Genomic DNA, 11,024 nt, shown 5'->3' with positions numbered 1-11,024 from the left:
CGCGCCGCATCGGAGGCGTTCTGCGCGATCTCCCGGATCGAGGCCCCCATCTGCTCACTGCCCGCGGCGACCGTCTGGACATTGGTCGAGACCTCCTCCGCAGCCGCGGAGACCAGCGTGGCCTGGCTCGAGGACTCGCTCGCCGAGGCCCCCAGCTGCGCGGAGACCGCGGACATCTCCTCGGCGGCCGAGGCCAGCACGACGGTGTTGTCACCCATCGCCGACAGCGACACGTGCAGGCTCTCGCGGGCCGTCTCGAGGTCCGCCGCCATCCGGCCGACCTCGTCACGCGAGCTCACCCCGGCGTCCACGGTCAGGTCGCCACCGGCCAGTGCCCGCAGGGCGACCTGGAGCTTGTTGATGGAGGCGGTCACGCCGCGGGCCACCAGCAGGGCGAACCCGACCGCGGCCAGCAGACCCACGGCCAACAGGATGATCGCGAGCCGGCGCTGGGCCTCGTACGACGACTGCGCGTCGGCGGCGGCGTCCGCGGCCTGGGCGTCCTCGTCGTCGGCGATCTCGCCGAGCAGGGAGCTGATGCCCTCCGCGATCGGGGAGAGATCGGCGTTGTTCATGGTCAGCCAGCCGGCCATGTCGCCGCTGCGGACGAAGGGCGTGGCCTTCTCGTCGATGGCGGCGAGGTACTGGTCGAACTGCTCGCGGATCGCGTCGAGCCGCTGGGCGTTGGCGCCGGTGACGCCCGTCGCCTCGTACTCGTCGAGCTGCGCGCGGAACGTGTCCTGCAGCTCGGCGTACTCGTCGAGGGTCGCCTGACGGTCCGGGCCGTTGCCCACCAGGAGGATGTCGCGGATGCTGAGCGAGATGCTCTTGCGGGTCACGGAGATCTGGCCGAGGACCTTGATCGCCTTCAGGTTGTTGGCATAGATGCTCTGGCTGGTCGCGGCACTCGAGGACAGGCTGTTGAGCCCGACGAGGCCGACGACGAGAGCGACGACGGCGGCCAGCACGGCCGGGACGAGCACCTTGGTGCGGATGCCGCGGTCGGTCCACCAGCGGCGGGCGGAGTGGGCGGTGACGGAGGTCGTGGTCATCTCGTTCGGCGTCCTGGGGTAGCGGGGGGAAGTCGTGGTCGCTCCCTCCATCGGTCGCCCCGCCCCCGACCTGACCCGAAATCGCCGAGTCGGCGCGAGCTCCGCGCCGACTCGGCACTGAACTCACGCCGACTCGGCGTTCGGGGGTCTCCCGGGGGTCAGAGGCGGAAGCGGCCCACCAGGTCGCGCATCTCGGTGGCCATCCGGGTCAGGTCCCCCGCGGCAGCGGTCGTGTTGCCCGCCGCCTCGGTCGTCTGGTCGGCGGCCTCGGAGACCGATCCCACGTTCCGCGCGATCTCGGTGGCGCCCGTCGCCGCCTCCGCGACGTTGCGGGAGATCTCGTTGGTGGTCGCGGTCTGCTCCTCCACCGCCGCAGCGATGGTGTTCTGGTAGTCGCTGATCCGGCTGATGATCTCGGTGATCTCCCCGATCGCCGTCACCGCACCACCCGTGTCGGCCTGGATGGCCTCCACCCGCTTGGCGATGTCCTCGGTGGCCCGCGCGGTCTCGACCGCGAGCTCCTTGACCTCGTTCGCCACCACCGCGAAGCCCTTGCCCGCCTCACCGGCCCGCGCGGCCTCGATGGTCGCGTTCAGCGCCAGCAGGTTCGTCTGCTCCGCGATCGAGGTGATCGCCTTGACCACGCTGCCGATCTCCGCCGACGACTCACCGAGCTTGGCCACCGTCGCGGTCGTCTCCTCCGCGGTCACCACCGCCTGCGTCGCCACCCGCGCCGCATCGGAGGCGTTCTGCGCGATCTCCCGGATCGAGGCCCCCATCTGCTCACTGCCCGCGGCGACCGTCTGCACGTTCGACGAGACCTCCTCGGCCGCGGCCGAGACCAGCTGAGCCTGAGTGGACGACTCGCTCGCGGACGCACCGAGCTGAGCCGAGACGGCCGACATCTCCTCCGCCGCCGAGGCGAGGACCACGGTGTTGCCGCCCATCGCGGACAGCGAGGCGTGCAGGCTCTCGCGGGCCGTCTCGAGGTCCGCCGCCATCCGGCCGACCTCGTCACGCGAGCTCACCCCGGCGTCCATCGTCAGGTCGCCACCGGCCAGCGCGCGCAGCGCCTGCTGCAGCCGGCCGATCGACGTCGTCACCCCGCGGGCGACCAGGAACGCGAAACCGAGGGCGGTCAGCAATCCGACCACCAGCAGGATGATCGCCAGCTGCCGCGCCGCGTCGTACGACGACCGCGCGTCGGACGCCGCGTCCGCGGCCTGGGCCTGCTCGCTCTCCTTCAGCTCACCGAGCCCGCCGCCGACGGCCTTGGCCAGCGGCACCAGGTCGGTGCTGTTCATGGCCCACCAGCCGGCCTCGTCGCCGGCCTCGGCGAGCGGGACCAGCTTCTCCTCGATGGCCACCAGGTAGGCCTCGAGGCCCTCGCGCACGGACTCCAGCGTCGCCAGGTCGGCCGTCGCCGGGTCGGTGGCGGCGTACTCGTCGAGCTGGCTGCGGAAGGTGTCCTGCAGCCCGGCGTACTCCTCCTCGACAGCCTGGCGCTCCTCGCCGTTCGGAACCAGCAGCAGGTCTCGGATGCTCAGCGAGATGCTCTTGCGGGTGACGTCGAGGTCGCCGAGCAGCTTCACCGCGGCGAGGTTGTTGGCGTAGATCCGCTCACTCGTCTCCGCACTCGACGAGAGGCTGTTGAGACCGAGCAGCCCGACCGTCGTCGCGACCAGCGAGGCGACGACGGCGGGCGCCAGCACCTTGGTGCGGATCCGGCGGTCGGCCCACCAGCCGCGGGCCTGGCGGGTCGGGGTAGAGGGCTGGGTCATGGCGTCCGTCCTGGTCGGAGAGGGGGGAGCCCGCCCCATCGGTCGCCGAGCCCCGGACCTGACCCGGTCGGGCGAAGGTCACATTCCGCCGGACCCTGCTGGCGCCGCCTGGCAGGATCGTCGCGTGCGCTTCCTCACCTGGCTCGTCACCAACGCCGTGGCCCTCGCGGTCGCGGCGTGGTTCATCGACGGGATCCGGTTCACCGGCTCCACCGAGACCTCGGAGAAGATCGTCCCGCTGCTGGTCGTGGCGCTGATCCTCGGCGTGATCACGTCGTTCGTGAAGCCCGTCCTGCAGATCCTGTCGATCCCGTTCATCATCGTCACGCTCGGGCTCTTCCTGCTCGTCATCAACGCCGTGGTGCTGATGCTGACCGGCTGGCTCGCGGGCCAGCTCGACATCGACTTCGAGGTGACCGGCTTCTGGCCGGCCGTGGGCGGCGCCGTCGTCATCACGATCGTCACCTGGATCGTCGACGCGCTGATCGGGTCCGACGAGCGGCGATGAGGCCCCCCATCCCGCCGGCCCGGACGCCGGGGCACTACTCGGTGGCCCTGGTCTGCCTCGGCAACATCTGCCGCTCACCGATGGCCGACGTCGTCCTCTCCGAGCGCGTCGACGAGGCCGGTCTGGCCGGCCGGGTCGCCGTGGTCAGCTCCGGCACCGGCGACTGGCACGTCGGCAACCCCATGGACGCCCGGGCCGCGGCCACCCTCGCGGCCGCCGGCTACGACCCCACGACGCACCGCGCCCGGCACTGGTCGACCGCCTGGCTCGACGAGCACGACCTGGTCCTCGCCATGGACCGGAGCAACCTCGCCGACATCGGCGGGGCCGGCGACCGGGTCCGCCTGTTCCGCGACTTCGACCCGGTCGATCCCGGCGGCGAGGTCCCGGACCCGTACTACGGTGGGGACGACGGCTTCGAGGAGGTGCTGACCATGGTGGAGCGGACCTGCGCCGCGATCGTCGGCGGCCTCCGGGAGGAGCTCGGCCCCTCGTGACCCGACAGCCGCTGGTCGCCCGACGGGCCGAGGGTCTCCTCGGCTCGGCGGTGGTGGCCACGGCCCCCGTCGCCGGCGGGGACATCGCCACCGCCACCAAGCTCCGCCTCAGCGACGGCAGCACCGCGCTGATGAAGACCCTCACCCAGGCACCCCCGGGCTTCTTCGAGACCGAGGCGCGCGGGCTGCGCTGGCTCGCCGACAGCGACGGCGTCGCCGTGCCCGAGGTGCTCGCCGTCGACGCCGAGTGCCTGATCCTGCGGTGGGTCGAACCGGGGCGCAACAGCGGGGACGCCGCCGCCGGTTTCGGCCGCGCCCTGGCCGCCACGCACGCCGCCGGCGCGCCGTCGTACGGCGCCGACGAGGACGGCTTCATCGGCCGGCTCCCGCTGCCCAACCGCACCGCCGGCTCGTGGGCGGAGTTCTACGCCGTACGACGGGTGCTGCCCTACCTGAAGCTGGCCCGCGACCGCGGCGCCGTCACCGCCCGCGAGGCCACGAGCGTCGAGGCGGTGGTCGGTCGGCTGCCGGGCCTGCTCCCCGAGGAGCCGCCGGCCCGCCTGCACGGTGATCTCTGGAACGGCAACGTCCTGTGGGGCACCGACGGCCGGGTCAGCGTCATCGACCCCGCGGCGTACGGCGGCCACCGCGAGGTCGACCTCGCGATGCTGGCCCTCTTCGGCCTCCCGCACCTGCAGCGGGTCCTCGACGCCTACGACGAGGCCACCCCGCTCGCCGACGGCTGGGCCGACCGGGTCGCCCTCCACCAGCTCTTCCCGCTGCTCGTCCACGCCTGCCTCTTCGGCGGCGGGTACGGCGCCCGCGCCGCCGACGCGGCCCGCCGGTACGCCTGAGGCGGGCGGTCGGAGAGTTTCATCGGCTAGCCGATGAAACTCGAGCCTGGACGACAAAGGTTCATCGTCCAGGGATGAGTTTTGTCGGCTAGCCGATGAAACTCACCCGCGCCCCCCAGCACCCCCTACCGCCGCCGGACGTAGACCGCCCGCAGCACCTGGTCACGCCGGACGGTGACGGTGTGGGCCCGCCTCCCGCCGTCGTTCCAGCGCCGGAAGACCCAGACCTGCCCGGCGCGACGGACCCGCGCCGGCGCGACGACCCGGACCCGCTCACCCACGTCGAACCGCCCGGCCCAGCCGGAGCGCCGGGCCACGCCGTCGACCCGCACCCGCGCCCGGGCGCGGGCCGGCGCGGCGCGCACGGTGAGCCGCGCGGTGGCGGCGGGGGCGACGGCGTCGGCGACGTAGCGGGCGACGTACGACGTGTCGCGGGCCGGCGCGACCGACTGGTGCACGCGCGCGCCGGAGTCCGACCAGCCGGCGAAGCGCCAGGTCCGGCCGCCGGAGACGACCGTGGGCGGTACCGCGACGGTGAAGGTCGAGCCGACGATGACCCGCCGGGCCTGGGGCGAGGGGCCCTCGGCGCCCAGCACGCTGACCGGCGCCGTCACCGGGGTGGTGGCGAACCGCAGGTCGACGGTCTTCGGCGCCAGCTCGAAGCTCCGCTCCGTCGCGAAGCCGCCGGCGTCGGTGGCCCGGACCCGCAGCACCAGCCGCGAGGGGTACTCGTGGTCCGGCGCGGTGAAGGTCCCCGACGCGACGCCGGTGCGGGTCTCGATCGGGTGCACGTGGCACACCGACGGGCAGTGGCTGACGGCCAGCGACCAGGTGAAGGCCGAGGCCGGCAGGGTGCCGTCCTGGAGGTCGGTGGCCGCGGCCGAGAACGGGATCGGGTCGCCGACCGCCCAGGTCAGGGTGGGTGCGGGGGTCACCGCGGTGAAGGTCGGCGGGTCGTTGCCCGGGTGCAGGGTCAGCTCGGCGACATCGCTGCCACCGTTGCCGTCGGTGACCCGCACGGCCACGGTGACCGGCGTCGCGACGGTGTAGGTCTCGTAGACCACCGGCCCGAAGTCGTCGCCGAAGGTGCCGTCCCCGTCGAGGTCCCACGAGTACCCCAGCACGTCCCCGTCCGGGTCGCGCGAGGCCGACGCGTCGAGCTCCACCGACAGCGGAAGCACCGAGCTGTACGGCGGGTCCGCGCTGATCCGCGCCACCGGCGGCCGGCCGATCGCGTCGTACGAGACGCGGTGGATCGCGCCCGCGCCGGCCTCCGGGTAGCCGTCGTCGTTCAGCCCGTAGTCCACGTAGTAGAGGTCGCCCTCCGGCCCGGTCGTCAGGTCGACGGGCGAGTCCGCGTCGCCGACGAGGAGCCGGGCCCGCGCACGTCGGGGCTGGCCGTCCGCGCCGAGCGGCACCGACCAGACGCAGCCGCGGGCGAAGTCGGCGAAGACCAGCGCCCCCTGCAGGTCGGCCGGGTAGGCGGAGCCGGTGAGGAACTGCACGCCCGAGACGGAGGCGGTGCCGGTCGGACAGCCGTCGCCCGGGACGACCTCGCCGCTGCGCGAGTAGGGCAGGTACGGCGCCACCGCCCGCTGCGCGACCGGCGCGGTGCCGGCGTACAGCGACTCGCAGAGCGGGACGTCGAGCTCGTCCCAGCCGGGCGTGCGGGCCGGGCCCTCGAAGCAGGGCCACCCGAAGTTGCGCGGCGCCGTCGTCGAGGTGGCGGCGGTGAGCCGGTTCACCTCGTCGTACCCGCCGGCGCCGACGTCGCCGACCCACACCTCGTCGGTGTCGGGGCGGAAGGCGAAGCGCCACGGGTTGCGGAAGCCGTACGCCGCGATCGCGTGCTCGCCGGTCAGCGGGTCGATCCGGAGCAGGCTGCCGTTGATGCCGAGCGGGTCGCCGGTGGTGCGGAGGTCCTGGGCGCGCAGCGACCCGCCCTCGTTCACCGGGTCGCCGCAGGGGTTGCCGCCGAACTGGCCGCGGTCGGCGGTGTCGAAGCTCGCGCCCTCGCCCGCGGTCACGTAGAGCATCCGGTCGGGGCCGACGTGCACGGCGCCGGAGCCGTGGCTGGGGAACTGCAGGCAGCCACCGGCCAGCAGCTCGGTCTCCGACGTCATCGTCCAGGCGCCGTCGACCTTCGCGGCGGCCAGCCGGGTGACCCGGATCGACGCCACGCAGCCCGGGGAGCCGCCGGGCTCTAGGCTGGCGGGCGCCGGGCAGTCGTCGTAGTACGGCGCGGCCGGGTTCCCCCAGGCCGGGACCTCGCCTGCGGGGTCGCGCGGATCGCGGTCGTAGGCGTAGGCGACGTACACGAAGTCGCGACCGGCACCGGTGCCGAGCGCAGGGTCGACGGCGAGGCCCACCAGGCCGCGGTCCCAGTAGTTCTGGACGCTGCGCGTCAGGTCGGCGAACGGCGCCGGGGTGCCGGCGAAGCCCGCGCCCGCCCGGGCGACGGTGCTGATCACCCCCGCCTGGTTGCCGACGAACGCGGTGCCGTCGGCGGCGAAGTCGACGACGGTCGGCTGGTCGAGACCGCCGATGACCACCCGGTCCTGGAAGCCAGACGGGAGCACCGGGTCGGCGACCGCCGTCCCGCTCGGGACGCCGATCGGGGCCAGCAGCCCCACGACCAGCGCCACTGCCGACATCCGGGCAACGCCCACGATCCTGCCCACGAACGACCCCCCGGTCCGGCCGCGCCCCCCGCGTGCCTGCTGCTGTGACCTACCCGATCGAGCACGTCCGCACACGCGTTCTCAGACAGGGCTCAGCCAGGCCTGGCACAGTAGGGACGTGCCTCCCGTGCCCCTGCCACGCGTCCTCGTCGTCGACGACGACAAGGCCGTGCGCGAGTCGCTGCGCCGCTCGCTCGAGTTCAACGGGTACGACGTCCACCTGGCCTCCGACGGCGCCGAGGCCCTGGCCAGCATCGGCCGGGTCGCGCCCGACGTCGTGGTGATGGACGTGATGATGCCGCGCCTCGACGGCATCGAGACGACCCGCGCGCTGCGCACGGCCGGCCACGACGTCCCGATCCTGGTGCTGACCGCCCGCGACGCGGTCGGCGACCGGGTCGAGGGCCTGGACGCGGGCGCCGACGACTACCTCACCAAGCCGTTCGCGCTGGCCGAGCTGCTGGCCCGGCTGCGGGCGCTGCTGCGCCGCGTCGTCCCTGCCGACGACGCCGACGAGGAGGTCCTCGCCTTCTCCGACCTGACCATGGACGTCGCGACCCGCGAGGTACGCCGCGGCGCGCGCTCGATCGAGCTGACCCGCACCGAGTTCACCCTGCTCGAGATGTTCCTGCGCCGACCCCGGCGGGTCCTGGAGCGCAGCTTCATCCTCGAGGAGGTCTGGGGCTACGACTTCCCGACCACCGCCAACTCGCTCGAGGTCTACGTCGGCTACCTGCGCCGCAAGACCGAGGCCGAGGAGGAGCCGCGGCTGATCCACACGGTCCGCGGCGTCGGCTACGTGCTGAAGGAATCGTGACCGGCACGCTCGACCCCGACGGACGCTGGCACTACCGCCGGTCCCTGGCCAGCCGGGTCACCCTGCTCACGACGATGGCCGTCGGCGTCGCCGTCGCCTTCGTCGCCGTCGGGGCGTACGTCGTCGTCCGCATGCAGCTGCAGGCCTCGATGGACGACTCGCTGATCGAGCGGGCGAACGCGACCGCCGGGCTGCCGGTCTTCATCAACGCCAACACCGGCAACGAGTTCCCGGCCTGGGCCCTGACCTCGACCGACGTCCGGATCGGCACGATCAGCGCCGACGGCCGGGGCTTCTACCCCTACAAGGACGGCGAGGTCCCCAAGCTCGGAGACGCCGAGCTCGAGGTCGCGGCCGGCAGGTCCGACCTGAGCGTGCGGACCGCGCGGGCGCACGACAGCGACAGCCGGTTCCGGGTCGTGGCGGTGCCCTACCGCGACGACGAGGCCCTCGTCATCTGCGAGTCCCTGGAGTCGCAGGAGCAGCTGCTGACCAAGCTCGGGGTCGTGATGGCCCTCTTCGGCGCCGCCGGCGTGATCGCCGCGGCGATGGCCGGCTGGGGCGTGGCCGCCAACGGCCTGCGCCCGGTCCGGCTGCTCACCGGGCGGGTCGAGCACATCGCCCGCACCGAGGAGCTGCAGCCGATCCCGGTCGAGGGCCACGACGAGATCGCCCGGCTGTCCTCGGCCTTCAACCAGATGCTCGCCTCGCTCGCCGCCTCCCGCGACCGGCAGCGCCAGCTGGTCGCCGACGCCGGGCACGAGCTGCGCACCCCGCTGACCTCGCTGCGCACCAACCTCGACCTGCTGGCCCAGTCCGACGCGTCCGGCGGGGCCGCCCTCCCGCCCGAGGCCCGGGCCGAGCTGCTCGACGACGTCCGCGCCCAGATCGAGGAGATGACGACGCTGATCGGGGACCTGGTCGAGCTGGCCCGCGACGAGCCGATGGCCCACGTCATCGAGACCGTCGACCTGGCCGAGGTCGTCGACCACGCCCTGGCCCGGGTACGCCGCCGCGGCCCCGGGGTGCGCATCGACCTCGACGTCGACCCCTGGTACGTCATCGGCGAGCAGGGCGCCCTCGAGCGCGCGGTGACCAACCTGCTCGACAACGCGGTGAAGTGGAGCCCCGCCGGCGGCACGGTCCGGGTCGCCCTCACCGACGGCGAGCTGACCGTCGAGGACGAGGGCCCCGGCATCGCCGACGCCGACCTGCCGCGGGTCTTCGAGCGGTTCTGGCGCTCCGACGAGTCGCGCTCGATGCCCGGCTCCGGACTCGGGCTCTCGATCGTCCAGCAGGTCGCGGTGCGGCACTCCGGCACCGTCGAGGCCGGTCGGGCCGCCTCCGGCGGCGCCCGGATGGTGCTGCGGATCCCCGGCGCGTCCACCCCGCCGCCCGCCGAGCCCGCCGCCTCGACCGAGGCCGAGGCGTGAGGGCCCGGGTCGCGCTGCTCGTCGTACCGTTGCTGCTGGCGGGGTGCGGTGGCGACTCGTCGTCCTCCCCTGCGCCGTCCGCCGAGCCGTCGGCCAGCGCGTCCGCCGACCCGGTCTGGAACCCCTGCGACGGCCTCGACGCCGCACGGATCGCCCGGGTGCTCGGCACCTCCGTGGAGGTCGACCGGGGCACCGAGGACTCCCCGCGCTGCGCGCTGGTGCCGCAGACCGGCGGCGAGGCCGTCGTGGACGCCAACTACCTCGTCTTCCCCGCGGGCCTCGACGCCGCCTGGGAGCAGATGGGCGCCCCCGACGACGGCAGCGTGACCGAGCCCGAGATCGCCGGTGCGGACGACGCCCGGATGGTCGCGAACCCCGGCACCGAGGTGCTCGGCGTGACCGGGTTCGTGCAGGTCGGCGAGGTGGTGCTGGTCGTCAACGCCGCCGACACCAAGCCGTACGACGAGGCACCGGTCGTCGCGGCTGTCAAGGAGACCATGCAGCAGCTGGCGACGTACGCCGGGGAGACCCCACCATGACGGGCATGCAGCTGTCCTTCTTCCGCCCGGCCGAGTCCGGTGACGCGCTGACCCCGACCGACATGGCCCGCAGCATGTGGGACGACGACCAGATGCACGGCGTGGCCGTCAGCGGTGCGCTGGCGCGCGGGGCCGAGCAGCGGGTGCGCGAGCTGGGGCGGACCGAGCTGCGGCCGGCGCGCTACACCGTCGACCTGTTCAAGGCGGCCCGGATGCGTGACTGCCGGGTGACCACCGAGGTCGTGCGGGAGGGGCCGCGGCTCTGCCTGGTCGACGCGGTGCTGACCCAGGAGGTCGACGGCGCCGAGGTGCGGGTCGCCCGGGCCAGCGCGCTCTTCCTGCTGCCGACCGCCTCGACCGAGGGCTCCGTCTGGTCGCCCGACGACCGGCCGGCCCCGCCGCCGCTCGACGTCGCTCCGGTGTCGGAGGAGCCGCACGTGCCGTTCTTCCACAGCTCCGTCGGCTGGTCGCAGTCCTTCGGCCTGCACCAGAACGACGACCGCAAGTCGTCCTGGAACACCGCGATCCCGATCGTCGCGGGCGAGCCGACGTCGCCGTTCCAGGCGGTCGCCTCGATCGCCGACGGCGCCAGCATGGTCACCAACTGGGGCGACCGCGGGATCGAGTACATCAACACCGACATCACCCTCACCCTGGCCCGCGAGCCCGTCGGCCTCTCGATCGGCATGTCCGCCCTGGACCGGGTCGAGGTCGACGGCATCGCCGTCGGCACCGCCGCCGTCTTCGACCGCACCGGCCCGCTCGGCACCGCCGTCGTCACCTCGCTCGCGAACGCCAAGCGCGTCGTCGACTTCGGCGACGTCGAGTACACCGACTCCGGCGAGCGGCGTCGCGGGTCTTC

General features: G+C 73.7%; 10 protein-coding genes. 7 read left to right on the top strand and 3 right to left on the bottom strand.

Translation table 11 applies throughout. The annotated features are described in order from the left end of the window. Both V7S47_RS10160 and V7S47_RS10155 read right to left on the bottom strand, forming a co-directional pair. A partial coding sequence (locus V7S47_RS10160; RefSeq protein WP_336561451.1) for a methyl-accepting chemotaxis protein occupies nucleotides 1-1,052 on the bottom strand: 1,052 nt, incomplete at its 3' end. A gap of 158 nt (nucleotides 1,053-1,210) precedes the next feature. Beyond that, nucleotides 1,211-2,833 carry a methyl-accepting chemotaxis protein gene (locus V7S47_RS10155; RefSeq protein ID WP_336561450.1) on the bottom strand — a complete coding sequence of 541 codons (1,623 nt, stop codon included), beginning with the start codon at nucleotides 2,831-2,833 and terminating at the stop codon, nucleotides 1,211-1,213. A 124-nt stretch (nucleotides 2,834-2,957) separates the two neighbouring features. Between V7S47_RS10155 and V7S47_RS10150 the strand changes: the two genes are divergently transcribed. From V7S47_RS10150 to V7S47_RS10140, 3 genes are read left to right on the top strand one after another with little or no spacing between them, the layout of a single operon-like run. Further along, nucleotides 2,958-3,341, top strand: a complete 384-nt coding sequence (locus V7S47_RS10150) for a phage holin family protein (RefSeq protein WP_336561449.1) — start codon at nucleotides 2,958-2,960, stop codon at nucleotides 3,339-3,341. Next, nucleotides 3,338-3,838, top strand: coding sequence for a low molecular weight protein-tyrosine-phosphatase (locus tag V7S47_RS10145; protein WP_336561448.1), 501 nt, complete (start codon nucleotides 3,338-3,340; stop codon nucleotides 3,836-3,838). Before V7S47_RS10150 ends, V7S47_RS10145 begins: the two co-directional genes overlap by 4 nt. After that, complete coding sequence (locus V7S47_RS10140; RefSeq protein WP_336561447.1) at nucleotides 3,835-4,692, top strand: fructosamine kinase family protein; 858 nt, start codon at nucleotides 3,835-3,837, stop codon at nucleotides 4,690-4,692. The genes V7S47_RS10145 and V7S47_RS10140 overlap by 4 nt, the downstream gene beginning before the upstream one ends. Nucleotides 4,693-4,817: 125 nt before the next feature. Here V7S47_RS10140 and V7S47_RS10135 read toward each other — a convergent pair whose 3' ends face one another. Continuing rightward, nucleotides 4,818-7,373, bottom strand: a complete 2,556-nt coding sequence (locus tag V7S47_RS10135) for a PQQ-dependent sugar dehydrogenase (RefSeq protein WP_336561446.1) — start codon at nucleotides 7,371-7,373, stop codon at nucleotides 4,818-4,820. A gap of 118 nt (nucleotides 7,374-7,491) precedes the next feature. On the opposite strand from V7S47_RS10135, the gene V7S47_RS10130 reads away from it, so the two are divergent. The 4 genes from V7S47_RS10130 to V7S47_RS10115 form a co-directional block, all read left to right on the top strand. Then, nucleotides 7,492-8,190 carry a response regulator transcription factor gene (locus V7S47_RS10130; protein ID WP_336561445.1) on the top strand — a complete coding sequence of 233 codons (699 nt, stop codon included), beginning with the start codon at nucleotides 7,492-7,494 and terminating at the stop codon, nucleotides 8,188-8,190. Further along, nucleotides 8,187-9,623, top strand: coding sequence for a sensor histidine kinase (locus tag V7S47_RS10125; protein WP_336561444.1), 1,437 nt, complete (start codon nucleotides 8,187-8,189; stop codon nucleotides 9,621-9,623). Before V7S47_RS10130 ends, V7S47_RS10125 begins: the two co-directional genes overlap by 4 nt. After that, nucleotides 9,620-10,162, top strand: a complete 543-nt coding sequence (locus V7S47_RS10120; RefSeq protein WP_336561443.1) for a hypothetical protein — start codon at nucleotides 9,620-9,622, stop codon at nucleotides 10,160-10,162. Before V7S47_RS10125 ends, V7S47_RS10120 begins: the two co-directional genes overlap by 4 nt. Nucleotides 10,163-10,167: 5 nt before the next feature. Beyond that, nucleotides 10,168-11,024: acyl-CoA thioesterase domain-containing protein (locus tag V7S47_RS10115; RefSeq protein WP_336561442.1), on the top strand; the 857-nt coding region annotated here is incomplete at its 3' end.

The sequence above is a fragment of the Nocardioides sp. CCNWLW216 genome, assembly GCF_037120545.1.
In the GTDB taxonomy this organism is placed as follows: domain Bacteria; phylum Actinomycetota; class Actinomycetes; order Propionibacteriales; family Nocardioidaceae; genus Nocardioides; species Nocardioides lianchengensis.
This window is presented reverse-complemented; position numbering and strand designations above follow the sequence as displayed.